Here is a 25687-nt window from a genome sequence, read left to right on the forward strand (position 1 = left end):
ATTTCATGATAGAAATATTAGCATGAATTTACAACTAGTACAAAAACTGATTCGTCATCTAAGTCAAATAAATGCGAATGAAAATTGATAAATTCAGATTTCAAAATTTTTGAGATTATTTTACATGCTCTTAAAGCCAAACTCAAAATTTAATGAAGACACTGAAATCTGGGTTGCATTATTTTTTTTGAAAGGAATTATACATTTATAAAATGTTATTTTTTGTAAAAATATATAATTATTTTAATTTACTTTTTAAAAAATAAAAATATTTTTTGTAGATTGCCTCAAATACGAATGAGCAGAGAAATATTTCGTTAAAAAATTCTTAGCAAAAATCTAGATAATTTTTTTTAAAATGCTAGTAACTCCAAAATAAAGTTACAGGAATGTTATTTTTTTAGACAAACTTATAATTGATTGAGGATTGTTTTGAAAAATTTAACTTCTCCAGCAGTAAAATTATAAAGCTTAAGGAGTTTTTTATGAAGATAAAGCTATTTATTCAAAACCTTTCTAAAAGCATATTATTAACACTCTCAATTTTTTTTACAATTCAAACATATGCAGATCCTCCAGGAAATAGGATTGAAGCCTTTTTGTAAAGACAAATTCATTAACTCTTTTCAATTATAATTTATAAAAAATTGTGTTTTCATATTTTTAAAATAAGCAAATAAATTCTCTTAACACATATCTCAGTAAGAATAATTATGTCTTTAAATGGACATATATTTACATTTATAAACATAATTATTTCATATATAATTTGATCAATTAACTATTTATTTTAACTAAAATTTTCCTCTAACTTTTTTTACTTTTCATGAATTTCCAGGGGTCTAAAAGGTAAAGTTAACTTTTCGATTCCCCCCCCCACCTCTTTGCCTTAATGTAAAATGGTAAAGTTGAATTGTAGACTAGGATAGCATTACTAAAGAAAAATTTTAATATTAAAAAATTATGTTTTAAATATTATTGAATAAAACAATAAAATATTTTTTAAAATTTGATTTGATACAAGAATATTCTGTCAAAGTTTTGACATTTCTTTTTATATTAAACCCTAACCATTTATCGTACTAAAAATATTTATAAAATTATTTCTCTTATTAAACAAAGAAAACTTCACACTAAAGTTACAAGAATGTCATTTTTTTAGACAAACCATCCACAACTTGTTAATTCTTTTATACAAATTAAACATCCCAAGAAGTAAAATTAGATATTTTAAGGAGATTATAATGAAAATAAAAATATTTTTTCAAAAATTTTATAAAGAACTATTATTGCTAATCTCAATATTTTTTTCAACTCAGTCTTTTGCAGCCCCTCCTGGAAATAGAATTGATAGACCGATTGGTAATGGTCAATGTTTAGTTTCTAATAATTTTAATGAAGCATTTTGCCAAGAGGAAAGAAAATTCGCACTTGAAACAAACTGTATCAATCAAAATGAATTCAATTCACTTGTAAATTATCGTGCATTTCCCGTTTGCAATAGACGTAATCAATTAGTAACTTGGTGCCCTTGCTATAATAACAAAATAAATATTGATCTTAATTTTGAGAATTACGATTTTGAAAATTTTGATATTAAGTAAAGGTTATTTACTTAATTTTAACCCGTACAAAGGAGATCTATTTATGTCAAGTAAAAGTTTTTTTAGAACATTCTTTAAATCTCTTATATTTTTTATCTCTTTTACATTTACGAGGCAAATATTTGCTGCAGCTCCACCAGATAGAGATCGAATAAGAGAAAACCCTATTATAGATAATCAAGCTGGAAGATGTCATAAAGTTGCAATGCCTACTGATCAATGCAATAAACAAAGAGATCACGCGCTAAGTGCTGGTTGTATTAACCAAATAGAATATAATACTTTGATCCAAATTAATGCATATCCGCTGTGCAATTATGATAACGAATTAAATGGTCATTACTCATGCGGCTGTTTTGAAGAAAGTACACGTATTTTTAGCTATGAAAAATCGCCTCACTCAGGTTTTGCAAAATTATGCTGCATCTCCTCTCGTCCGCTTGGAAAAACTTGAAAAAATATTCGATTTATCACGTAAAGCATCTGTGAATAAACTGAAAATAGAATTGCTAAATAATGTACGTATTCCTTTGGAAAAAACTCTGCAAGAATTTCAAAATATTTTAGCCGCTTCAAAAATTGCCGATGCAACACTCGCTAATCTAATTCAAGCTGAAAATAAAATGAATGAATACGTATTAAACCTCCAATATTTTAAAGCAAAAAAACTTTTAACTCAGGTGCAAAAAGATTGTACAGAAAAGAAAAATGAATTGCATGCGCATCCTCTGAGTAAAACATATTTAAAATCTGCCATACTGAGAGTTGATACACTCTGCAAGGCCTCGGAAGAGCACTTCCAATTTTTCATCACACTCAACGCAGCAAAACATGAGTATGTCTTAAATTTTTCCAAACTGGTAAATTCAAGTATTAATGTAAATTGTCATGGTCAAGCACATATTGTTGCCTGTAATAAATTGGCTGTATTAAAGAATATCGATGATGAAAATCTAAAAATATTACCAGAAAATAAACTTGAATTTATTGAAGATCAATGGGACAGCCTTTATCAGGAGTATAGAAAATGAGAAAATTGAAATTATTAAAATATTATTTTCTACTATCTTTTTTATTTATATGCCACCTCTATACACCAGCTCAGGCAAATGAATGTCCCAAAGATTTTATCGAAAATAAAAAACCAGCCATTCCTTTTGTTCCTTTTCCCATGAAGGATCCCGATACAGGCAAACCACTTTTACCCGAAGATAAAATTACCATAGAAGATCGCGATGGAAAAAAATATGAAATAAAGGCCATAGATTTTTTTAACAATGTCAATTCCATGGAATATTCACTTTCTCAATGGGGCTATTCCTTAAGAGACACAGAAGGAAGTTATAATTTAAGCACTCTCGACATATGTGCAAAACTTTTAGATAAACAAAAAGATATAATCGAAAAAGAATTAAGAAAAGATCCTGCCAATAAAATATTGTCCTACGATGAATGGATGAAAAATATTGAAGCCGCACTCGATGCCTACAAAGTCGCAATTCCGAGTTTGGAGGATTTAGCAAAATATGGGAATGATGCCAAATTCGACGATTTTATTACCACTGTAAAAGCTTTTGATGTACCACGCCCCGTGTTTAAAAAAGTTGAATTAAAGAGTTTCAATAAAGAAAAAAATTGGTCTTTTGAAAAAGGACAAAAATCAAAATTTTTTATTGGTGGACATGCTGGCTATAAAATCGCTGCAAGTAAGGTTGAAGTCGATGCCTTGGCAGATGCTGGTTTAGATGGCGCCGTTCTTGGCGTTTGGGAAGGACAAATTGCCAATGCCTATGCCAAAGCAAAATCTCCCGCTACTCAAAAAGGTTCATTGGATATAAATGCGAGTGTCTTTGGCAAAACACTTTATGTCTTTAAAGAAGAATTAAAAAATGACAATTATAAAGATGAAAAAATGCTATTTAACACTCCAGTGAGCTTAGAGCATTCCGTCCGTTTTGTGATCGGGCCTATTCCTGTTCGTGTGGCTGTAGGATTACGTGGCAATAATTTTATGCGCTGGGGAGTGGAACTTGTTCCGTTACAGATTCAGACATATTTACAACATTATGCTGGCATAGATGCCTACGCTTCTGCGGCAGTGGATGCTTTTATTGCTGGAGCTGGTGCAAGAGGAAGGCTTATTTTAGTTGCTCTCGACACTCGTGTCACTGCAGGTGCGCTTGTTGAGTTTAATGATGTGCCAGAATTAAAACTAGAACTTGTTGGTACGACAGAGTTAAATACACTTCAAGGTGATATCAGTCTATTTGTTTACGCCTATGTTCCCACTTGGAAATTTTGGAAAGCATTTTTTGAACGCAAGGAGTGGTCCACGACTCTATGGAGCTCCCCTGGCTATGTGCTAAAAGGAAATATCTTTGATTATTCCGCAACTCTTTCCCCCACAGGTTTTCGCGCAAAAGGTGATTTAAGCGTTAGTGATGTAGCAGAACAGCTCGAAATTGATCGCAATTTGCAAAGAGAAAATAAAATAACCGACCTTGAAAATAAAACTCAGGAAAAGCTCAATGAAACCTTCAATGCCATCGTCAACGACTTAAAAAGCGAAAACAATTTAAAAATTTTTAAAAATGAGGTATTTTATTCGGAGTCAGAAAAAAGCATAGAGAAGATCGTCGGAGATTATTTAACTGAACTTGAGAAATGGTCTGGGCAAAATATATGAAGATTTTAAAATCAAAAATAATATTCTCATTCTTTCTTACACTTTTTATAATCGGCATAGCTTATTATTTAAATGGAAAATTCTTTCAAAGACACTATAAATTGAGCTGTAGACTGGGAGATAGAAAGTATTATGATGTCTCCTATATCTCAACTGGATCGAGTGACTTAACTTTATTTCAATCCACCAAACAAGCATTTAAAGTTGAATTTAAAGGAAAAGTTAAGGAAACATGTCTTGAAGATAAAGATGAGAGTATTTTTATTCAATATGATTTTAAAAATGCACATACCTTTGTAAGAAATCAAGAAATTACTCAGCATCTGAAAGACAGTCATATTAATACCAATTTAGTTCTTGTTGATATATCTAAAAATGGAGTTATCAATGAGATTTATTTTAGTAAATATATTGATCCAACTATTAGTAATATTTATAGAGAATACATAGCAAACAGCTTTGTCAATTTTACAAATAAAGAAAACAACAAAAATGAATGGGAAAACAGCATTCAAAATTTCGCGGGTATAAGCCAATACGTTTATACAATTTTAAATGCAAGAGTGACGCGCAATTTTGTTGATGGAGATGGCCAAAATCAGTCCTTTTTATATGATGATGCCAAAAATATTAAAAAATATTATAGTAATGATTCTCAAACATTTTATAGCCTAGCTGCGAATAATATTCCTTTTTCTATTCGCATGAAAAGATATTTAAATTTATTTTTAAATAATAAACAAATTGGCTTTGAAGAAACCACATTTTATAAAAAACTGCAAGAAACAAAAAATACAGATTTAGCAAGTATTCAAAATAAGGTAAATTCTTTGAAAGGATCTGAATTCTATAAAACTGACCTTTTAGCAAAAGATGTTGAAGAGAGATTAAAAGAAAAGATTCTTTTACAAAATTTTAAATATACACAATTTACAGATTTTTTACGCCAAGCTGATTTAGAAAAAAAGGAAAACTATACAGAATATTTTTTACAACTCAAATCTTTATTTAGTTTGGAACCTAAATCAACCAGCGATGCTATTCCATATCTGGCAAAATTAAATCAAATGAGCGATGAATTTTCTCTTGTTATTTCAGCTTTAGTAAATGCAAATAACATAGAAAGCCAACAAGCAATGATTCAAACTTATTACTTGCTCACAGATAAAAAGGCTAAAATGGTTCTCCTTGCGAATTTGGCAACGAGTGAAAGTCCTGCAATTGAGACAGAAACATTTGCTCGCTCCTTTTTATCCATAAATGATCGAGACATTCGCAATACGGCTGTTCTAGCTTTAGGTAACATTGCTAGAAATTTAAATGGTAAAGATAATAATCGTAAAAATAATGTCTTCAATGATCTCACAAACGAAGTAAACTCAGCGCAAGATCCGCATGCAAAAAGCGTTGCTCTCCTTGCACTTGGCAACGCAGCCGATGAAAGGGCTTTAGACAATATCAAAGCCAATCTTTCTGCACAAAATGAAGATGTACGTAAATCAGCAGCATTTGCTTTGCGCTTTATAAATCGCAGTGAACCCGATCAAGCGTTAAATAATATTCTGCTTTATGACAAATCAGAAGCGGTTAAATTGTCAGCTCTTGAAGCCATTGCCTATAGAAATCAAGGTCAGGAAATTATAGAAACGCAAAAGAAAATTCTCCGTTCTGATGTATCGGAAAAAATTAGGATGCAAGCGCTTAAAAATCTTGCCCAAGCAGGGGAAAAAGAGGAAGTGAAATATGCAATGACGAATGATCTGTCAAAATCTGTCCGCACTTATGCTGAAAATCTATTAACACGCTTTGAGAATAATCTGTAATTTTCAGAAAGCGAAAATTATTTCATGCAAAATAATTTGTTACTTAATAATGAAGATGCTCGCCTTGAGGAACTATATTCACTTCAGATACTCGACTCAGAAGTAGATGAGCAAATTGATGCTATAACAGAAATTGCTTTTTATATCACCCAAGTGCCTATCGTTTTAGTCAGTCTTATTGATAAAGATCGGCAATGGTTTAAATCAAAGATTGGGATTCACGTTACAGAAACACCAAGAGAAATTTCCTTTTGTGCACATACAATTCAGCAAAAAGAAATATTTATTGTGGAGAATGCATTAATAGATGAAAGGTTTAAGAATAATCCACTTGTCAAAAGCGATCCCAATATTACATTTTATGCAGGAGTCCCCCTTACAACGAGTAAGGGTTTTAATATTGGAACCTTGTGCATAATTGACACAAAAACTCGCAGTCTTGAAAAGCAGCAAATTTTAATTCTAAAAAAACTTGCAAAACAAATTATTGTATTATTTGAGCAAAATAAAAAAAATCTTGAATTACAAACAATTGAAAATCGACTAAATTTGAGCTTAAGCACTGCTAAAATGGGAGTATGGGAATGGGATTTTATAGATGATGTGCTTATCTGGGATAAAAGTATGTATCAATTATATGAAATATCTGAAAAAGATTTTTCAGGAGCAGCAGATGCCTGGGGAAAAATTCTCCACCCAGATGATTTAAAAAAATCGCTTGGACATGTAAAGAACTCAATTGAAAGTAAAGAAAATATTGATTATGAGTTTAGAGTCATTTTGCCATCAAAAAAAATAAAATACATTCAGACAAAGGCCCACTTAATTTTAAATTCGAAAGGTGATCCTGTTAAATTTTATGGAATAAATTTTGATATAACAAAAGAAAAAACATCTAAAATAGAAGCCGATAAATTGAGATATGCACTTAATAGTTCTGCTATAATTAGCGCCACAGATGCAAACGGTATTATCACATTCGTGAACGATAAATTTTCAGATACGTCTTTGTATTCAAAAGAAGAGCTAATCGGAAAAAGTCATAAAATAGTAAATTCAGGTTATCATCCAAAAGAGTTTTTTTCAGAGCTCTGGAAAACTATTAAATCTGGAAAAATATGGCAAGGCGAAATATGTAATAGAAAAAAAAATGGCAATATTTACTGGGTTAGTAGTTATATCATTCCATTCAAAAATGATTTAAATATTATTGATCAATATATCTCAATCCGATATGAAATCACTGAAAAGAAATCTGCTGAAAAGCAATTGATTCAATCTGCAAAAATGTCCTCTCTCGGGGAGATGTCCAGTAGTATAGCTCATGAAATTAAAAATCCTTTGGCCATTATTAGTGGTAAGGCATCATTGCTCTTAGCAAAAATTAAAAATGGAAATAAAATTGACCAAAATGACTTAGAAAAAAAACTAGAAGAAATTCAAAATACATGCGGTAGAATAGCAAGAATTATAAAAGGTCTTAGTAATTTCTCAAGAGATTCTGCTGATGATCCTTTTATGAAATTTAAAGTATCAACTATAATTGAAAATGCACTCGCTATATCGAATGAAAGATTAAAAGATAAACTCATAGAAATATTTGTCACAGGTGATATAAATTGTGAAATTAGTTGTAGAGAAAGCCAAATCGCTCAGGTACTGTTAAATTTGTTAAATAATTCATACGACGCTCTGGAAAATACTACTGAAAAATGGGTTGAAATTAATGTAAAAAATGACTTAGAAAATAAAAAAATAATAATAAGTGTTACTGATTCTGGAAATGGAATAGATGATAAAATAAAAAATAATATTATGCAGCCATTTTTTACTACCAAAGAACTAGGCAAAGGCACTGGACTTGGTCTGAGCATATCCAAAGAAATTGTAGAAAATCATGGAGGCAAGTTTTATTTAGACTCGAATAATAAAAATACAAAATTTATTCTTGAATTTCCTTTTGTCTAGTAATTATATTTTTCTTTTTTCTGATTCGTATAATATTCCTTTTGTAGGTCAAGAGAAGTTTTGCCATTTCCGCTATGACTCCATCCAGGTGCTTTAATAAGATATTTAATTTTGTCTGAATATTTATCTGCATTTTTTATATCTTGATACAATTCCTTCACCATATGCAGACCGATTATAAAAGGATTGAAGGAATTTATATTATGTAGAACCCCATATTTTGGTTCGTTTTCCTCCGCTTTAAAAGTCTTAAAGATTTTATCCCAGATAATAAAAATTCCTGCATAGTTTTTATCCAGATAGAGAATATCAGAGCCGTGATGTACTCTATGATGGCTTGGGGTATTAAAAATAACCCCAAAATATCCCAGAGATTTTGTCAAACGTGTGTGAAGCCAAAATTGATAAAATAAATTCAACGACACCTGTAATAAAATATCTTCAACCCGAAAACCAATAATCGCTAATGGAGCCCAAAACACCCAAGTTATAGGTGATCCTAACCAAGGTTGGCGCAGAGCTGTTCCAAAATTATAATATTGCGAGGAATGGTGTGTTTCATGTGCACACCAAAAAAATCGACAAATGTGACTGAGCCTATGATACCAATAATAGCAAAAATCATCTGCAAAGATAAGAAGCAAAAATATCCACCAATTTATTTTTTGCTCATATAAAATAGCAGAAAGAGCATATGGAATTTTGAATAAGCTATTTTGATTGAGAAAGTAAAAAATCTTAAAGACAAAAATATTGCAAATTCCAGATACGATAAGGAATCCAATTCCCATCGATAAACTTGCAACAGTGTCGCTCAATATATATGTATTTGGTAACCTTTTACGTGCATAGAGCAATTCAAAAATGATTGAAAAAAGATAAATAGGAATCGTATATATTAAAAATTTTTCCATAATTCACCGCAATAAAAAGAAATCATAAATTTATAGACGTTATAAAATGGATAACATAATAAAATTATTAAAGCACCTACCTATAATCACGTTTCATTCTGTTTCTTTAGTTAGCCGAATATTAGAATACAGTAACATAAACATATAATTTTTTTTAATTATAATTAATAAATATTAAAAAATACATAAATTTTTTATTTATTGTTGAAAAAATACAAAAAAATATCTCATAAATGAAAATTATTTAAAAATGTACCTTTAAATCAATTATTTAATAATTATTGATTGAGGAAATTGCAGGCAGGAGAGTTACATTGCTTCCCTCTAAAAATTTAATTACACATAATTTGATAGCATTTTCTATCATTGCAATAACTACAGGATGCTCGAAATCATATCAGTCAAAACAAATGAATGATTTATCCATAACTTCACTTTCAAAAGCTTCAAATAGTTGCACACCAACCCTGGATGAAAATTTCACTCAGGATGATTTAAACGATATCGAAACAATAAATGAATTTTTCCAACCAGAACTTTCAGATGAGGAGCTCAGTTCATTAAATGAAGCTCTTATTCAGAATTACAAACGGGATGTCAATGAGATCGAGCCCATCACTCAGTTGCTTATCCAACTCGAAGATTATATGCACAAGTATGGCTTAAAATTAAACACAATCCATAATAGAAATGCTTCTTTTATAGATGACTATATAAAAGGAATCTCTAATACATACATAAATACCATGGAAAAAATAAGTAATTTAGAAGAGTCTTCCATTATCAAATACAAAAGTACCCCTGTCTTTGGAGTGCTGAAAAATGATGATTTTTCCATTGAAAAATATATTATCACTCTTGAAGCAGAAGAAAAAGTAAGTCAATTTAAATCCATCATGAAAAATTATATGAATTTAAATAATTTAAACGAAGATTATATTCCTTTGCCCAATACATTCAAAACGGGAGGGATGAGATTTATAAATAGAATAACAGGAGAAGAAAAATTCATCTCCTATAATAATGATGATGATTTTAAAATACTTAGTAATTTTAATAAATATCTAAATGAAAATGTAAACAGAATTTCTTCCTATGTGAAAAGAGACTTTGCAGGGAAATTGCATCTTAAAAACATTGATTCTGCATTTGGTTTACGGGCAGGATTAGGAATCAAAACAATTTTCGATTTTATGTCTGACAAAAGAAATGAACATTCATTCGTCTCTGAAGGAATCGAATCTGACAACGATGCTGAAAGTTCATACTTATATTAATTTAACTCAAACTGGAGTTGATTCTTACACGGAAATAGAAAAAATTAACTTAGGACTGAACAGTGCAAACATAATTCTCGATGCACTTGAGCTTGTCAATGCTGAAAATACGACGAAAAAAATTCAACTTGGCACCAGACTCGGATTCGATGCTGCAGGATTTACTTTAGGCGCAAGCAGTTAAATTCTGAGTTTGCTTGGAGAGTCAGCGGCTTCTGCTTCACTCAACACACTTTCTGTTCCTTTGACCGGTCTTGCGATTGGCTTCAACGCATTTGCGAGTGCTGCAGCTGTGAGTCAGGAAGATTCAATTCACCTCGCAAATTACTTTTATTCATATGAACAAGAATTAAGCAAATATAAAGTAACAGCTGCTTCCAATGAAAGTGATTTTCATAAAGATATTTTTGCTATGCCAGTCGTACCACTTGCTTATAAAAACTGGATTTATAACAATAATAAATTCCAATCGGCAAATTATACAAATGCAATGATAAAAGAAGTTGATCTCAGCAAAAGAGATCAGATTAAGCTCCAATTTGGCGATCACTATGTTTATCAAACAAGTCGTTACGAAGATCTAGATGGCTTAAGCCACACATATATTTCTTCGTTTGGTCCTAACCCAAGAGCCATTTTGGACAATCATCATTTAATTCCGATAAAAAACTTATTGCATTTTACACTCGGAGATGAAGACTTTGTTATCTTAGATAAAATTAGTACATCTAAACCAATTATCTTACCAATAGTTCCAACTACAGATATCAGTTATAACTTTGGTTACACACCGGGGATTTTATCGCGGCATGATGCAGAGCTTTCCAGTGTTTTAAAAATGCAAAAATATGGAAATTTTCTCTTTGAATATATGACAGGAATTTTTACCGAGTTTTCTATTAGAGAATTATTTTTTGATTATAAAAGTACAGAAATAACAATAAAACTTGGAGAAAATAATAGATTTTTATTCACACCAGTTGTACCAGATAACTGGAAAAATCTTATCACATATAACATCTATGGAAATAAAGGACATTATTTTCTAAAAACAGCGGAAGCAGTTAATTACAAGATCCATACAAATAGTGCAAATGAAAAATGGATAATTGATATGGGTTCTATTAAAAGCAACATAAAAATTGAAAATAATAGTATAAAGTTCGGCAATAACTGTATTCAATTTCCATCAGAGATCAAAGCAAAAGAGATTTTATTGCTGCATGCAAATGGCGCGATAAGCTCAGTTCAACTTGATACAGAAAAGCAAAATTACATTTCATATGATTTTAGCAAACTTAATTTGTCCAAAAATGACTTTATAATTATGCTGCAAAGTCAAAGTGTAGCAAACAATCAAGCTCATGGTTATATAGAAGTCGAAAAATATCCAGTAGATTCCACATATAGCTCTAAATCTTGGTATGATATTGAGCATAATACAATTATTTCACCTCTTTTATTAAGCAAAAAATCCACACAAATTGATCTTTTTTTAGTCGGACGAGTCGGTGATTATATTTACTACTATGACCAAAAAAATTCAGATATTTACTTTCAAGAAAAAAATAAAAGAGAAACATATTTGCTAGAAAGTAATGTTAAAAATATTCAGCTATTCCCTGATCATATTATTGTTGAAAAACTTGATAAATATATTATTTCATTTTTTGATCCTAGAAAAAAAACTCTACTTGAAGTTATTTCAAATAAAATTTCCAAAAATGAGATTCATAAAATAGCCAAAGAAAATGGTTACAATATAGGAAATGAAGTACTGCTTTTTAACCACACAAAAAAATTCATAGGCTGGTATTTATCTAATATCGATATCATGGTTGACGTTGATAAAATCAATAATCATATAAAAGGATAACAATATATGAAAATTAAATTAATAAATATTTTAATAATATTTAACATACTTTTTATTAATAATAGCTATGCAACAAATAATCAATGTGTCTCTCAAGAAAAAATACCAATTAAAAATAAAGTCATTTCAGTTGGCAATGAACAGAGTAAAATGTTTCTAATAGTTAACAAAGACAAGAATATAAGTACAATTTCCCCTGGAAATACACAGAAGATTTATGAAGTAAAAAACGAATTATACACTTATATTACCAATACAAACAACACTTATTTTCATTTTATTTCTGAAGAAATTCAGAAAGTAAACTCAGACATCAATAGTATGAATAATAGTTTTTTTACTTTAAAATCCGATGGTCAAGGTGCTTTTCATTTATCTTCAGGAGAAATTAGAGAGCAAGATGTTATTAGTATATTAGCAACTGAAGCACTCACTAAAATTAAAAATAGAAAAACAATTCTCATTGACTATATAAGCTCAGACAAGCAAGCTATGATTAAATATTTACTCAATTTTAACAAACTCTATGAAAATATTAAGCTCAGTTCCGAAAAATTAGCCCTTGATATCCTTCCTAAAGTTGAAGAAAAAGTAATTGATATAAATACAGTGAATGGCTATAGTCAATTCGAACAATTTAAAGATGCGTTAAAAGAAATCAGACAGACTATAAACGATCCAACAAAAACAATTATGGTTGTTAAAAATGATAACCCTGATGAAGCAATTATGCAAAAAGCAGTTGAAGCACGTAAAAAACTTTTGCAAGGACTCAACGAAAGCGTGACTGATAAAAAACAGAACAGTCGCGATCACAATGCTAAAAAAACTATTTCCTATGCTAAATTAACTCTAAACAATGCAATCAATAATAAAATTCATCTTTATTCTGTGAGCGGTGAAAATTTTAAATTTGTTCCTGATGAAGACGAACCATCTAAAATCTTCGTCAATCTAAAGAAAAATAATCATAACTTTCCTTATATCACTCCAGCTGAAAACCCCTTGACCAATATGCAAAGGATTCTCAAAGCAACTCAAGCAATCAAAAATGGTGGAAACCAAGATTTAAGCACAACTCGTTATTCTGATTCAGAAGCGAAAATATTGGAAGCTATTGTCGATAATACAAAAGATACTGCTAAAGAGACGCAAGGTGATTTAGAAATTTATACTTCTAAACCAGCCTGTCTTTCCTGCCGTAACGTTTATAATTATTTCAAGGAAATCAGACCTAAAATCAATGTTAAAATTTTAACTCTCACCGAAGATGATCATAAGAATTTATATAAATCTTATTGAGAATTGAAGGCAAAAATCATCAGCTTGTATTGTCTTTACTCCCACGGGTTCGAGTCAGGTGGCGCATAAATCATTAGTTTGTTTTGTCTTAACTTCGACGGGGTCGAGTCAGGTGGCGCATAAATCATTAGTTTGTTTTGTCTTAACTTCGACGGGGTCGAGTCAGGTGGCGCATAAATCATCAGTTTGTTTTGTCTTAACTTCGACGGGGTCGAGTCAGGTGGCGCATAAATCATTAGTTTGTTTTGTCTTAACTTCGACGGGGTCGAGTCAGACAAGACTCCTCAGGGCAGAGTTGCTGGCCGCAAATGCCCTTCGGAGCCATTCTCTGACTCGCCCCTCTAAATTACTCTATTCGGTCACTGCTGATTTATGCTTAGTAATTTATCTCATACTCTGTGCCGATTATTTATTCGGTCACTGCTGATTTATGCTTAGTAATTTATCTCATACTCTGTGCCGATTATTTATTCGGTCACTGCTGATTTATGCTTAGTAATTTATCTCATGCTCTGTGCCGATTATTTATTCGGTCACTGCTGATTTATGCTTAGTAATTCTTCGTATGCGACGTACTGTTGATTTAATTTTAACTTTTGATTTATGCTAAATGACGCATAGCTAACTTTAATTTCATTAGATTTATTTGATATAACTTTTAATCAAAAAGCCTGTCCGATGAATATTCGAACATTGTTAGATTATGTGAAGTGGTTAATATTTACAAATCATAATTAAAAATTGCTTCTAAGTTACATCCTCCTAAAAAAAATTTAAATAGAGTTAATAAATCCTATAAGATTGTTACTTTATAAATAAGTTTTTTTAAATTATTTATTTTTTAAAAATAAAATCTTATTATTTTTAAAAAATAAATAATAAGATTTTATTATTATAAGATAAGTTTACTATAATTTATTAAATTTTAACTTGACTCATAAATTTCAATACATTAAAGATAACATAATTTGTTTTTGCTACTTGGTAATAATAATGTAATAAATAGGAGTTTTTGCTATGTTTATAAATACTAAATGTACCTTGTTTTTTTCATCACTATTTCTATCAAATATTGCTTTAGCAGGTGGACCTAATATTGTAAATCATTGTGCTTTTAAAGGAGTAAATCACCCAGAGAACGCAAATGGCGTAATGTTTGATGAAGAGTGCCAAAACGCCTAAGTTCTTCCACCTGAGGTTGGTAAAGTAACTGTGAGCGCAGTACAACAGAATTTAAATTTTGGATTTTGTTCTGCAATGAAAATCGATCAAAATTCAGTTAGAGAAAGCTCAAAAATTAGAGAAAATATACTAATAAAAATAAATAAAATGATACAAGAACTTGATCCTTTGGATAAAGAAAAAGAAAATCTCTATAAAATATTAATAACTAAAAAATCAGAAAGAGAAGTCGCCTATAATAAGTTTGAAGAAATAAAAGTTAAAGAGGTAAAACTTGGAAAGGAAGTAGATATTGCTAGAGGTATATATGAAAAGTTATTTCGGAAAGATCCAAAATCTCCTAAAACTGCTGAGGCTAAAAAAGTGCTAGATGATCTAGTAGAGGATTATACAACTTTATTAGATTTTGAATTCTATCCTGCAGAAAAAGAATTAGCAAGAACTTCCAGAGAAGTTAAATTAGCTTCAGATCAATACGACTATATTTATAATAGATTTGAAGAGTTATTAAAGCCATTACAAAGTTTACAGGCAGCTGCAGATAATATAACTAATTCAGCTCTTAACTCTTATCAAAGATATGCCTTACTCGAGGGAATATCCGCAAATCTTTTATTCAATTCAGATACAAGTAATTTGGTGCAGAAGTACCAGGAGAAGAATAAAAATATAAATATTACATGGCAACCTATGCTTATAAAAAACGCGTTATTCAATGCTTATTTAAAAGAAACTGATTCGATGCCCGACTCTACTTTCTCAGTTCTTATGGATGCTTATATCCCTGGAGTGAGCTATCAGACGCTTAAAAATCTCGATCCAAAAATTCCTTTACCTTCATTAAATGAAAAAGAGAGTAAGCAGGATGAATTTTTCGGCAGTACTTCTGGAAGAGTAAAACTCAATCTTCTTGGAGGATGCACTTATTATGATAATGTTAATCAACCGGTTAAAGCAAATGATATAAATAATATTTCCGCAAATATTGCTTTGAATGTTAACTATACTTATCAAGTCAAAGGGAGAAGATCTTTTACCGCAAAATATCACTTATATAATTTATATACAAGGATAGAAAGCAAGTCTACATCAAGAGGATGGTTTTCGACATCATCTGCTCACTCTATTGTTGAAGAAAAAGATTCTGGAGATTGGTTTGAAATTAAATTTAATGGAGACAATGGAGAATTTCAATACACACCAAGAGAACAAAGTGAAATTACGGCTGAACAAAAGAAACTTTTGCTTGATCGTGTTCTTATACTTGCTGGTAAACAAAATGCAGGCTCAACTCCTCCAAGTATAATACAACCACCAATTTCTGGTATCTTATATGCTGCAGATAGGATTGAAAGATGTAATTATTATTATTGCCAAGTAGGCTCCTTCTTTATAGGCACTATTGGCTCAATTTTTGGTGGATCAAATGCTTCTTCATATTTTAAAACACAAGCAAATTTCTGGCCCGAAGATAAAGTTAATGGCTATCAAATCTTAGATCGCTCAAGTAAGGTTTCATTTGCTAGTAAAATGTAATCTGATATAGTGCTTAGAATAGATTCTAAGCACTCTCAAAAAGGTTAAAATATGTCGATAAAAAAAAATATTTGTTTTAATATTTATTTTTTCCCAAATAGTATCTTGTGGCGAGAAGTTTTCCATAGAGAAAAAGGAAATACAGGATCGTCCAGATGATAATGTGCAAAAACCAGATCCTATTGAAGATACAGTGCAGACTGTAGAATTCAAAATGTATATTGAAAATAGTATTAAACCAGTTTTATTAAATGTTAAAAAGAAAAAAACTAGCGCTGATGTTAAAGTAGTCTCATTTCCTAATCATTTTTTAGGTTCTTTAGCTTTTAGAAAAAATTTTGTTAACCCAGATGAATGTAACAATGTTAAGAATACAGCTAGGTTGTATAAAGTAAATTCTAGTTCTGGAAGTAGAACAGGTATAAAGCTTATGGTTAGAAATGCGAATTTGCGAATAGATTTGAATTCTTACATAAAGTTTGCAGATCAAGATTTTGAAGTTGATGTAAAAAAATTTATATCAAAAAAACTTGGAATTTCTGAATTTCAAATTAAATATGATAATAACTTTAAATTAACAGATGCCAATATTGATATTACTTATAAAGAACAAGCCATTTCTAATCTTATTGATGAAAAACATGAGTTTGATGAAAGTTTACACGATTTTAAAAATATAATTATGAATACCAAAGGATACACTTCTGTTCAAAATAAATTTAAAGATCTTGTATGCGATTTATACTCAGGAAATGCCAAGTTAACTATGGAATTTAAAGGAAGATACAATGAAGATGATAAAGATTTTATAGCCCTTGTAAATTTTGATAATATTAAATCAATAAATGAAAGTAATTGAAATGAATTTTTTTAAAAAGTATAAATTTCTACTATTTTTTTTCTTAACCTTAGTAATTTTAATTGTAGGAAAATCTATCTTAATAGAAGAGGAAAAATCCGAAATAATTATTTCGAGTTCAGAAGTAAAAAGCAATAATAGTAAAATTGAAGTTCTAAAGAATGAGCGCAATATAAACAAAAACATAGCCGATGAAGCAACAAAAAACGAATTCGAAAATTTTGTCAACAGCACGATACCTAGTAATATCAATGAAGCGCAACAAGAAGTTAATTTTTTAGAAAAAAAACTCAAGGATGAAAATGCAGTTGAAAGACTTAATAACAATTCAGTTAGCACTGTAGAAAGACAAAATTATCAACAAATTTATAAACGCTTGAGTCTACTATCTAAATACATTATGGAAAAAGACTACGAAAACTTATCTATTAAAGTTTCAGATTATGAAAAGGAACTTGTAAAAAATCTTGAAGATTTAGGAGTAAAAAAGAGAAATTGATTAATAAAAAATTTTAAAATGTAAGTTAAGTTGAATTTTAGGTAAATGAAAAATTTTTAACTTATATTTATAAAACCCCACAAAAATATACTTTGAAATAAAGACTGAGCAAAAACCACTCAAGTCATACCAAAAAAACGATTTTAAAATATAAGTTGTCTTAATTAGAATTAATTGAAGCAGGGATATAGGCCTTTACAGAGGACATTTGCGGCCAGCAACTCTGCCCTCTGTAAAGGCCTATATCTCTGCGCATTTTAAGAAAAAAATAAGTAATAACTTATATATTTAAAATCTCTCGAAATAAAATATTATTTAGATGTTGCTATACTTTCTAATACCTGTTCCTTAGTTAAATATTTATTTTCAGGAAGTTCGAGATCATATTTGATTTTCATATCTCTTTCACGCCAATTTTTTACAGTGGAAAAAACCATTGGTAAAGTATGACCTACTGAATATTTCATAAAACCATTATAAAAAATATTATCATCGATAGCAAAAAGGGATGATTCTATCGATTGGTATTCAGCTGCACTTATATATTTATAGCTTGGATCTAATTTTGTACAAGCATTTACAATTGCATCAATCATGGGCGCGCCCCCATTGATGACAAAATATTTAAATTTAGATCTATTATCTAGATAATTATTCCAATGTCCAGAAACTGAAGCAATGAGCCCAGGATTTTCTTTATCCACAAGCCAAAAGAATTGCCGATCCTTAGTAACACATCTAATTTGGGTGGTCTCTTCTGCTTGGGCATTCATATGAATAAGAGCTATTGGTGACATAGCTAAGGAAATGATAGACAAAATTTTTTTGTACATACGGCACCCCGTTATTTTATTTTTAACTAGAAAATTTTATAAAATATCACAACATATTTCTTATGTTGTGATATTTTATTAAGATCATTTTTATTAATTGTCAAAAAATTATATTTTATTAATTATTTTTTAATTGATATATTAAATTTATGTATTTAAGACTCTATATCTCAGTTTGATTATCTGTCCCTAATAGAAGTCCATCTAAAAAAGTATGTCTTTTAATAGCATTTTGACTGCCAATTGCTTTTTTCACAGCCCAGTCTTCACCAATAATAATAACAAATTTGCTCGCCCTTGTGATTGCTGTGTATAAAAGATTTCTATCAAGCATTGTAAAATATACACCAAACATGGGAATGATACACAAAGGAAACTCCGACCCTTGTGATTTATGCACAGTCATAGAATAGCAAAGTTGTAAATCATCTATTTCTTCGTCCGCATAAGTAACTAAACGATCGGAAAATTCGATTGTTGCCTCAAGCTTTTCTTTTGTTTTCACAATAGTCTTACAATATCCCAAGTCACCATTAAAGACATCAAGCTCATAATTATTTTTGGTCTGAATAACTTTATCACCTTCGCGCAAAATCCCTCCATAAGGTAACGAGCATTCCTTTTTATTTTCAGATGGAGGATTTAATTGACTCTGCATTATTTTATTAATATTTTCTTGTCCCACATCGGTTCTGCGCATGGGCACTAAGATCTGACAGTTTTTAATGGGGTCAAGGTCATAAATATTTTTTACCGTTTCAGCTAAAAATGGCAAAAGCATTTCAAAAAATGTCTGTTGTGAACAGGGAATAAAAGCTAAAGGTTCCGCACGGGGAAATGTTGGAATCCGACTGATATAACTGTATTCAGGTTTTTTGCCTGAGATAATTTCACGCGCCGCCAAAGGAATAGGACTTTCTGAACTCTGACGAAAAATCTGGGTAAGACGTGCTATGGGAGCCTGTCCAGAAGAAATAATATCGCGCAAGCAATTTCCAGCCCCCACGCTCGGCAACTGATCCACGTCACCCACAAGGATCAGTCTACGATTGGGCCCTAATACTGAGAGGAGAGAATGGAGTAGGTCAAGACTGAGCATTGAACTTTCATCGATAATGACAACATCCACATTGTCCAGCGCACCTGTATTCCCTTCGAGTTCTTCAATTACATTTTGAGTTTCATCTTTATTTTTTCTCCCAAGCCCTAAAAGTTTATGCAAAGTGCTCGCTTGTTCGCCAATAGAAGCAGTCATTCTTTTTGCTGCCAATCCCGTTGGGGCGCACAAGGCCACACGGCGATTTAGGGCTCGCTGCAACCCATAGATCGCTTTCAGTACAAATGTTTTTCCACAGCCAGGCCCACCTGTTAAAACCATAAAGCGCGAGCTCAGGCTCATTTGCACGGCGGAGTGTTGTTCCTGCGAAAGCTTATCCCAAGGTAAGTTAGGAAAAAGCTCTTGAAGAGATTTTTCATTTTGGACAATATCATTTTCTTTGTGTTCAAAAAAAGATGGAGTTCTTAATAAGCTCTGTATAAATCCTGAGACTTCATCTTCCATACGAAGAACTTCTGGCAAATAAAATAAGATCTCTTGCACAGATTTTTCTTGCAAAGATTTAAATTTTGCCGTTTCACGAATAAGAAATGTTTCTTTTTTTTCTTCACGATTTTTTTTATAAATGAGGCGCAACTGCTCAAGCACATATTCACGCGAAAAAGTAGGATCGAATTTTCCTCCGAGTAAATCACGTGCTTTATCCACCAATTGATCGCGCGGCAGACAGCAGTGTCCCTCATCTTGCGCAATCTCAAGCGCATAGATAAAAGCAGCTTCTATTCTAAAAGGAGATGTCGTTGGCAATCCTAACTTTTGTGCTATTGCGTCGGCGCGTAAAAAACCCACTTGGCGAAAGTCTGCAATCAACCGGTATGGATTTTCCATAAGATTGGTTAATGAAGCTGCGCCATATTTTTCATATATTTTTTTGGCAAAGCGAGGTGGGATATTGTGTTCATGGAGAAAAATCATGACATTTCTGAAGACTTCGTCTGTCACCATCATGGTAATGACATTCTCAGCAACTTTTCGCTTCTTTTCCCCAAAAAATGCGAAAATCTTTTCTTTCTCATCACGGCAGATTGTGACGAGATCATCGATATTTTTTACCAGTAATTTATCAACGAGTTTTTTGGCTGTTACCTCGCCAACACCTTTCACGTTATTGGCCAAATAGGGCGCTATTCCAGAGAGCTCAGCAGGCCGAGTGGGTTCGGAATATATTGCCACAAATGTCTGCCCGTATTTAGGTGAATTCTCCCATTGTCCAATGATTCTATAGCGTTGCTTTGCATCTGCCTTTTGTGAAACTTGAATTTTACCTGAGACACGAAAAGCTTTGGCAGAGAGAGCATCGATAAATTCTGCTACAAGAAAGTCGCCTCTTTCTGATTCAAAAATAACTTTAGAAAGCATAGCAACAACTTCTAGGGACACTTATAACCTCTTATATTTACTTATAAATAAAAAAAGAACGAAAACAACAAAAAAACAGATCCAAAGCTTGCACTTATTTTTTTTATGTGGCAAGTATCCCTTCACAAGTCGGGGGTTAGCGCAGTGGTAGCGCATCTGTCTTGGGAGCAGAGGGTCGCGAGTTCGAATCCCGCATCCCCGACCATTTTTCTTAGTTTTATTCGGGGATTAGCGCAGTGGTAGCGCATCTGTTTTGGGAGCAGAGGGTCGCGAGTTCGAATCCCGCATCCCCGACCATCTTCTTAGTTTTAATTCATATCTTCTCTATTTTCTACTCAATTTTTCTCACTAAAGTTTCTAGCTGAACAGCGATTTCACTCAAAGATTTTGCCGCAGTTAAAACCTGATCAGCACCTATCGTGGTTTCATTGGCAGCAGTTGAAACAACTTTTACATTTTCCGCAATGTTCAACACACCTTTTGTTGATTCTTTTACTACGCGGGAAACTTCATTGGTTGTCGCCGCTTGTTCTTCGACTGAAGCAGCAATTGCTGTGGCAATGGTATTCAATTTTTCTATTGTTTGCGCAATTTCAGTCACAGCCTGAACGGAACTCTGGCTATCTCTTTGAATGCCTGTGATTTTATTTGTAATATCTTCCGTCGCTTTTGCTGTTTGCTTTGCAAGTTCTTTGACTTCGTTTGCCACCACTGCAAAACCACGTCCTGCATCCCCTGCGCGCGCAGCTTCAATTGTTGCATTTAAAGCCAAAAGATTTGTTTGCTGCGCAATAGAACTGATTACCTTGATCACATGACCAATTTCCTGACTGCTTTCACCCAGTTTTGTAATGGTGGCACTCGTTTTTTGCGCCTGCTTAGAAGTTGTTGCACTCGTTGCAGAAGCCTCAGAGGCATTGCGAGTGATCTCTTTAATCGCTTCAAACATTTCTTCGGTATTGGTTGCAACAGTGCGAACACCTTGCGAAACTTCTTCAGAAGCAGAAGCCGTAGAAATTGCGACTGAGGATGTTTTATTGGCATTGGCACTCAACTGGGTTGCGGTTGCAGTTAATTCTGTCGCAGCAGCAGCCAATTGACGAGAAGTTTCGGAAAGAGTTCTTATAACATCCAACTGAGAATTTTTTTGCTCTGTGATATCAATCGCATACTTAACAACTTTAAAAATTTTACCTGCGAGATCGAAAACAGGTACATAGGACGCTTGTAACCACACATGCTTTCTCAGTTTATCGAGGCGCAAAAATTGCCCACTTTGAAAAAGACCATTTGCTAAATTCAGCCAAAACTCTTTGTATTTTGGACTTTGCACCAGCTCAGGCGGACAAAATATAGAATGATGCCGGTTTTTAATCTCATCCAATTTATATTTAACAGCATTTAAAAAATTATCATTCGCAGTTAATATTGAGCCATCTGGATTAAACTCAATCACCGCTTGCGCTCTGCTCAAAGCTTCGAGCTGTGCATCTTTTAATTTTTGTGCACTTATATCAGATGCATATTTAACAACTTTATATGGCTTTCCATTTAAGTCTAAAATTGGATTGTAAGAGGCTTGAATCCAGACTTCCTTACCACCTTTGCCTAGACGTTTGTACTCTCCTGCATCAAACTCACCTCTACCAAGTTTATTCCAAAACTCTCTATATTCTGGTGAATTTACATAACTCACATCACAGAAAATGCGGTGATGCTTACCTTTAACTTCCGCAAGGGAGTAGCCAAGCAAATTTAAAAAGTTATCATTTGCTGTTTGTATGATGCCATCCAAAGAAAATTCTATCACCCCTTGGGACTTAGCAATGGCCGCCAATTGGCCTTGAAAATCGCTGTTTAACACTTTATGATGAGTGACATCCGTAGCATATTTAACAACTTTTAAAACTTTGCCATTGCTGTCGAAAATAGGGTTGTATGAAGCTTGGATCCAGACTTCTTTTCCATCTTTACCTATACGTTTGTATTCACCTGCATCGTATTCCCCACGGTTGAGCTTTGCCCAGAAATCTTTATATTCATGGGAATTTGCATATGCTGGAGCACAAAATATTCTATGGTGTTTGCCTTTTACCTCAGCCAATGAGTAGCCCAGTATACTCAAAAAATTGCTATTTGCAGTAAGTATATCTCCATCTATGGAAAACTCAATCACGCCTTGAGATTTGTTGATAGCTGCAAGCTGCCCTTCAAGCTCAATCACTCTCATTTCATTTGTCTCATTATCCAAAGCGCCTAAATTAGCAATATTTGCCAAGGGTACACCGGTGCTCATAAAGAAACTCCTTAATAAAGTTTGTTTCACTTACGTTTGCAGTATCGGCAATTAAATAATTTTAAAATGGAAATCGAAAATATAATAAAACAAGCTGAATTTATTTTTATCTATCTAATATCACTTGATTTTAATTCACTCGTAAAGCCTTTACTTCCGGATCATTAAGAATTTCTTCAATAAGCTGACGATAAACGTTTCTATTTGGGCTCTCTGCATACATTGCATCGAGAAGCATTTTCAAACGCAGCCCCGCCTTTAAAATCTGAAGTTGCATCAACATTTTTCTCTGACTTTGGTAATCTCTCCAGCCTTTCACAAAACTCGTTTTAATATTAGCTATATGCTCACCAGAATCATTTGCTAAAATCAAATCAGTGTAAACACTTTTTATAGCCAATTTGTGCGACTCAATAACCCAATTTTCAACATTTTGATTATCTACATCTGATATTTCTTTCAAAGCCAATTCCATTAATTCTTTATCTTCAATTAGATTTTTAGCATATATTTCATTTAAGTTTTTTTGCTCATCTGTAAACTTACCAATTTTTATATCACTTTTATTATAAGGAAACTGCAAATAAACAGCTAAAGAAGAGTCCCACAAAGAATGTAAATTATTTACTTGATTCACACTGCCATCGATATTTGTAATGTTTATTTTATCCAAAAAAATAATTTTATTTCCACCTGCATCTTCGAAATTCTCATCAACGAGCGAGACATTGTGCAGAGGTTGAGCGATATCGCCCATAATATGAAGAACAAATCGCAATGCAATTGCTTTATTTAGATCAGATTCAGAAGGGGTATTTAAAGTTTTAATTGCGCTTTTTAAACAAGAAACTGAGTTATATGGAACTTTTTTTAATTCTTCCATAAGAAGTTCCATTATTGCTTCATCACTTTTATCAATATTAATATCATTTTTCTTTAAAGGAATATCTGTGTAGTGACAAAGAGATAAAGTTTTATTAATGGGTTGATTGTAATATGATTTTATACTATCTGCCCAAGAAGCCGCTGTATCTATGGAATTTGTATTTTGTGAAAGAAGCGCATTTCCAGGATATAAAATATTAACATTTAACAATTTTTGAACTTTTGATAAGGACTCCTTATTTAGTTTTTTCTCCGCAACTTTAGCGACCAGTTGATGTGATTGATCCCAAAAAGCAAACACTTGTGCGTGCAATGCAAAACATGCTAAGAATATACTGAATGATTTTATATATCTATTCATCAAAATCTCCAATCAAAGGTTACAAAAAATGAAGCTCAATTTTAAAATTTTACTTTTATTTATTAGCCTCCCAATCATACCAACACATACGTCTGTTTTTGCGCTAAACGAAAGAAAACAGGAATCTAAATCGGAAAAGAAAAAGCAAAACTCACAGAAAAATCAAACACCACCTGAAACGACAGTCCCAAAAGGAAATGTCGAAGTCGTTTTTGTTACCTCGATGGGCAAAATAAGGCTTGATCTATTTAAACAGAAAGACCCAGTAACTGTAAATAATTTCTTAAAATATGTCAAAAGCGATTATTATAATAATACTATTTTTCATCGAATTATAGATGGATTTATTATTCAAGGAGGTGCTTATGATATAAACTTTATTGCCAAAGAAAATAAAAATCCACCTATTAAAAATAATTCGGATCTTGGTTTAAAAAACCTAACAGGAACAATTGCAATGGCACGAAAACCAAACTCAGTTGATTCAGCTACTTCCCAGTTTTTTATCAATCTAGCAAACAATAAAAGTCTTGATTCTAAAGAAAATAATAATGGTTATGCTGTTTTTGGTAAAGTGATCTCTGGTATAGATGTCGTACAAAAAATTGCTAAAATTAAAGTTGGGCAGCTCGAAGGAATGTACAATGTGCCTTTTTACCCTAAGGAAGCACTTATTCTATCTGTTTCGGTAAAAGAACCTCAATAAACTTATCATCCTGAGCTTCAATAATAACTGAACCATTGCAAATATCATTTATGTTATTTATAAAATTATGTTTATTTTTCACATAAATTTTAATTTGTATATTTTCGGAAAAAATTGGTTTATCAAAATAAATTAAATTTAAATTTAAATAATTTTCAATTTTTTTCCACTGAGAATATGCAAAAGTCACACAAAAGGAATAGTGCAAAATATTTTCAACGATACCTGCCTTTTGTACTGCCTCGCTCACGCACGCACTGTATGCTCGTATGAGTCCGCCTGTTCCAAGCTTCACTCCACCAAAGTATCGAGTGACGACAACAGCAATATTAAATATTTCATTTTTTTTTAAAAATTCTAACATAGGTTTACCAGCTGTTCCGGCTGGCTCTCCATCGTCGTTTGAACGCATAGAACCTGAATTTAAGACAAATGCCGTACAGTTATGAGTTGCATCAAAATATTTTTTCCTTGTCGAAGAAAAAAAATGGAAGGCCTGTTCTTCAGTTTTAACTTTCTCAAGAGAAGTGATAAACTTTGATTTTTCAATTATCTTTTCTGCTACAACATTCGTATAAATTGTTTTAAAATTAACAACACTCAT

At 31.9% G+C, this 25687-nt stretch carries 21 protein-coding genes and 2 tRNA genes; 17 read left to right on the forward strand and 6 right to left on the reverse strand.

Annotated features, from left to right (window positions below):
* The first annotated feature begins 1244 nt into the window (after nucleotides 1-1244).
* The 6 genes from EZS29_RS10985 to EZS29_RS11010 are packed head-to-tail and all read left to right on the forward strand — an operon-like array spanning nucleotide 1245 to nucleotide 8081.
* Nucleotides 1245-1604: a hypothetical protein gene (locus tag EZS29_RS10985; RefSeq protein WP_130610383.1), complete on the forward strand. Its 360-nt coding sequence runs from the start codon at nucleotides 1245-1247 to the stop codon at nucleotides 1602-1604.
* 43 nt (nucleotides 1605-1647) lie between these two features.
* The gene (locus tag EZS29_RS10990; protein WP_130610386.1) at nucleotides 1648-2058 is read left to right on the forward strand and encodes a hypothetical protein; all 411 of its coding nucleotides are present in this window, start codon (nucleotides 1648-1650) and stop codon (nucleotides 2056-2058) included.
* Nucleotides 1988-2635: a hypothetical protein gene (locus EZS29_RS10995; RefSeq protein ID WP_130610389.1), complete on the forward strand. Its 648-nt coding sequence runs from the start codon at nucleotides 1988-1990 to the stop codon at nucleotides 2633-2635. The genes EZS29_RS10990 and EZS29_RS10995 overlap by 71 nt, the downstream gene beginning before the upstream one ends.
* Nucleotides 2632-4290 (forward strand): hypothetical protein, encoded by a 1659-nt coding sequence (locus tag EZS29_RS11000; protein WP_130610392.1) that lies wholly within the window; start codon nucleotides 2632-2634, stop codon nucleotides 4288-4290. The genes EZS29_RS10995 and EZS29_RS11000 overlap by 4 nt, the downstream gene beginning before the upstream one ends.
* The gene (locus EZS29_RS11005; protein ID WP_172603902.1) at nucleotides 4287-6113 is read left to right on the forward strand and encodes a HEAT repeat domain-containing protein; all 1827 of its coding nucleotides are present in this window, start codon (nucleotides 4287-4289) and stop codon (nucleotides 6111-6113) included. Before EZS29_RS11000 ends, EZS29_RS11005 begins: the two co-directional genes overlap by 4 nt.
* Nucleotides 6114-6137: 24 nt before the next feature.
* Nucleotides 6138-8081 (forward strand): PAS domain-containing protein, encoded by a 1944-nt coding sequence (locus tag EZS29_RS11010; protein WP_130610398.1) that lies wholly within the window; start codon nucleotides 6138-6140, stop codon nucleotides 8079-8081.
* Here EZS29_RS11010 and EZS29_RS11015 read toward each other — a convergent pair.
* On the reverse strand, nucleotides 8078-8995 hold the full coding sequence (locus tag EZS29_RS11015) for a sterol desaturase family protein (RefSeq protein WP_130610401.1): 918 nt from the start codon (nucleotides 8993-8995) through the stop codon (nucleotides 8078-8080). The genes EZS29_RS11010 and EZS29_RS11015 overlap by 4 nt on opposite strands.
* A gap of 314 nt (nucleotides 8996-9309) precedes the next feature.
* Here EZS29_RS11015 and EZS29_RS11020 point away from each other — a divergent pair, with 314 nt between their 5' ends.
* From EZS29_RS11020 to EZS29_RS11055, 8 genes are all read left to right on the forward strand, one after another.
* The gene (locus tag EZS29_RS11020; RefSeq protein ID WP_130610404.1) at nucleotides 9310-10272 is read left to right on the forward strand and encodes a hypothetical protein; all 963 of its coding nucleotides are present in this window, start codon (nucleotides 9310-9312) and stop codon (nucleotides 10270-10272) included.
* Nucleotides 10247-10456, forward strand: coding sequence for a hypothetical protein (locus EZS29_RS11025; RefSeq protein WP_130610407.1), 210 nt, complete (start codon nucleotides 10247-10249; stop codon nucleotides 10454-10456). The genes EZS29_RS11020 and EZS29_RS11025 overlap by 26 nt, the downstream gene beginning before the upstream one ends.
* Nucleotides 10457-10465: 9 nt before the next feature.
* Nucleotides 10466-12148, forward strand: a complete 1683-nt coding sequence (locus EZS29_RS11030) for a TcdA/TcdB pore-forming domain-containing protein (RefSeq protein ID WP_172603903.1) — start codon at nucleotides 10466-10468, stop codon at nucleotides 12146-12148.
* Between the two features lie 6 nt (nucleotides 12149-12154).
* Nucleotides 12155-13450, forward strand: a complete 1296-nt coding sequence (locus EZS29_RS11035) for a deaminase domain-containing protein (protein ID WP_130610413.1) — start codon at nucleotides 12155-12157, stop codon at nucleotides 13448-13450.
* A 1017-nt stretch (nucleotides 13451-14467) separates the two neighbouring features.
* On the forward strand, nucleotides 14468-14632 hold the full coding sequence (locus tag EZS29_RS15960; protein WP_172603904.1) for a hypothetical protein: 165 nt from the start codon (nucleotides 14468-14470) through the stop codon (nucleotides 14630-14632).
* A gap of 30 nt (nucleotides 14633-14662) precedes the next feature.
* Nucleotides 14663-16168 (forward strand): coiled-coil domain-containing protein, encoded by a 1506-nt coding sequence (locus tag EZS29_RS11045; RefSeq protein WP_130610419.1) that lies wholly within the window; start codon nucleotides 14663-14665, stop codon nucleotides 16166-16168.
* Nucleotides 16169-16331: 163 nt separating this feature from the next.
* Nucleotides 16332-17027: a hypothetical protein gene (locus EZS29_RS11050; protein WP_130610423.1), complete on the forward strand. Its 696-nt coding sequence runs from the start codon at nucleotides 16332-16334 to the stop codon at nucleotides 17025-17027.
* A 1-nt stretch (nucleotide 17028) separates the two neighbouring features.
* Nucleotides 17029-17526, forward strand: coding sequence for a hypothetical protein (locus tag EZS29_RS11055; protein ID WP_130610426.1), 498 nt, complete (start codon nucleotides 17029-17031; stop codon nucleotides 17524-17526).
* A 311-nt stretch (nucleotides 17527-17837) separates the two neighbouring features.
* Here the strand turns inward: EZS29_RS11055 and EZS29_RS11060 are convergent, their stop codons facing one another.
* Complete coding sequence (locus EZS29_RS11060) at nucleotides 17838-18359, reverse strand: hypothetical protein (protein ID WP_130610429.1); 522 nt, start codon at nucleotides 18357-18359, stop codon at nucleotides 17838-17840.
* Between the two features lie 163 nt (nucleotides 18360-18522).
* Nucleotides 18523-20856, reverse strand: coding sequence for an SF1B family DNA helicase RecD2 (gene recD2 / locus EZS29_RS11065; RefSeq protein ID WP_130610432.1), 2334 nt, complete (start codon nucleotides 20854-20856; stop codon nucleotides 18523-18525).
* 109 nt (nucleotides 20857-20965) lie between these two features.
* On the opposite strand from recD2, the gene EZS29_RS11070 reads away from it, so the two are divergent.
* Both EZS29_RS11070 and EZS29_RS11075 read left to right on the forward strand, forming a co-directional pair.
* Nucleotides 20966-21040: transfer RNA gene (locus tag EZS29_RS11070), tRNA-Pro, on the forward strand.
* Nucleotides 21041-21057: 17 nt separating this feature from the next.
* A tRNA-Pro gene (locus EZS29_RS11075) sits at nucleotides 21058-21132 on the forward strand.
* Between the two features lie 34 nt (nucleotides 21133-21166).
* Here EZS29_RS11075 and EZS29_RS11080 read toward each other — a convergent pair.
* Together EZS29_RS11080 and EZS29_RS11085 are read right to left on the reverse strand one after the other, a co-directional pair.
* Nucleotides 21167-23131: a methyl-accepting chemotaxis protein gene (locus EZS29_RS11080; RefSeq protein WP_130610435.1), complete on the reverse strand. Its 1965-nt coding sequence runs from the start codon at nucleotides 23129-23131 to the stop codon at nucleotides 21167-21169.
* 130 nt (nucleotides 23132-23261) lie between these two features.
* Nucleotides 23262-24377, reverse strand: coding sequence for a S1/P1 nuclease (locus EZS29_RS11085; protein WP_130610438.1), 1116 nt, complete (start codon nucleotides 24375-24377; stop codon nucleotides 23262-23264).
* A gap of 28 nt (nucleotides 24378-24405) precedes the next feature.
* Here EZS29_RS11085 and EZS29_RS11090 point away from each other — a divergent pair, with 28 nt between their 5' ends.
* The gene (locus EZS29_RS11090; RefSeq protein ID WP_130610441.1) at nucleotides 24406-25083 is read left to right on the forward strand and encodes a peptidylprolyl isomerase; all 678 of its coding nucleotides are present in this window, start codon (nucleotides 24406-24408) and stop codon (nucleotides 25081-25083) included.
* On the opposite strand, the gene EZS29_RS11095 is transcribed toward EZS29_RS11090, so the two are convergent.
* Nucleotides 25049-25687: a YigZ family protein gene (locus EZS29_RS11095; protein ID WP_172603905.1), complete on the reverse strand. Its 639-nt coding sequence runs from the start codon at nucleotides 25685-25687 to the stop codon at nucleotides 25049-25051. The genes EZS29_RS11090 and EZS29_RS11095 overlap by 35 nt on opposite strands.

Origin of the sequence: Fluviispira sanaruensis, from assembly GCF_004295685.1 — a bacterium.
GTDB classification, from domain to species: domain Bacteria; phylum Bdellovibrionota_B; class Oligoflexia; order Silvanigrellales; family Silvanigrellaceae; genus Silvanigrella; species Silvanigrella sanaruensis.

What these genes read in the sequence shown, in the direction of transcription:
- EZS29_RS11005 (WP_172603902.1), top strand. Translation starts at nt 4,287, where the DNA reads ATGAAGATTTTAAAATCAAAAATAATATTCTCATTCTTTCTTACACTT.
- EZS29_RS11010 (WP_130610398.1), top strand. Translation starts at nt 6,138, where the DNA reads ATGCAAAATAATTTGTTACTTAATAATGAAGATGCTCGCCTTGAGGAA.
- EZS29_RS11025 (WP_130610407.1), top strand. Translation starts at nt 10,247, where the DNA reads ATGCTGAAAGTTCATACTTATATTAATTTAACTCAAACTGGAGTTGAT.
- EZS29_RS15960 (WP_172603904.1), top strand. Translation starts at nt 14,468, where the DNA reads ATGTTTATAAATACTAAATGTACCTTGTTTTTTTCATCACTATTTCTA.
- EZS29_RS11095 (WP_172603905.1), bottom strand. Translation starts at nt 25,687, where the DNA reads ATGAGTGTTGTTAATTTTAAAACAATTTATACGAATGTTGTAGCAGAA.
- EZS29_RS11055 (WP_130610426.1), top strand. Translation starts at nt 17,029, where the DNA reads ATGAATTTTTTTAAAAAGTATAAATTTCTACTATTTTTTTTCTTAACC.
- EZS29_RS11015 (WP_130610401.1), bottom strand. Translation starts at nt 8,995, where the DNA reads ATGGAAAAATTTTTAATATATACGATTCCTATTTATCTTTTTTCAATC.
- EZS29_RS11060 (WP_130610429.1), bottom strand. Translation starts at nt 18,359, where the DNA reads ATGTACAAAAAAATTTTGTCTATCATTTCCTTAGCTATGTCACCAATA.
- EZS29_RS11090 (WP_130610441.1), top strand. Translation starts at nt 24,406, where the DNA reads ATGAAGCTCAATTTTAAAATTTTACTTTTATTTATTAGCCTCCCAATC.
- EZS29_RS10985 (WP_130610383.1), top strand. Translation starts at nt 1,245, where the DNA reads ATGAAAATAAAAATATTTTTTCAAAAATTTTATAAAGAACTATTATTG.
- EZS29_RS10990 (WP_130610386.1), top strand. Translation starts at nt 1,648, where the DNA reads ATGTCAAGTAAAAGTTTTTTTAGAACATTCTTTAAATCTCTTATATTT.
- EZS29_RS11080 (WP_130610435.1), bottom strand. Translation starts at nt 23,131, where the DNA reads ATGAGCACCGGTGTACCCTTGGCAAATATTGCTAATTTAGGCGCTTTG.
- EZS29_RS11085 (WP_130610438.1), bottom strand. Translation starts at nt 24,377, where the DNA reads ATGAATAGATATATAAAATCATTCAGTATATTCTTAGCATGTTTTGCA.
- EZS29_RS10995 (WP_130610389.1), top strand. Translation starts at nt 1,988, where the DNA reads ATGAAAAATCGCCTCACTCAGGTTTTGCAAAATTATGCTGCATCTCCT.
- EZS29_RS11000 (WP_130610392.1), top strand. Translation starts at nt 2,632, where the DNA reads ATGAGAAAATTGAAATTATTAAAATATTATTTTCTACTATCTTTTTTA.
- EZS29_RS11035 (WP_130610413.1), top strand. Translation starts at nt 12,155, where the DNA reads ATGAAAATTAAATTAATAAATATTTTAATAATATTTAACATACTTTTT.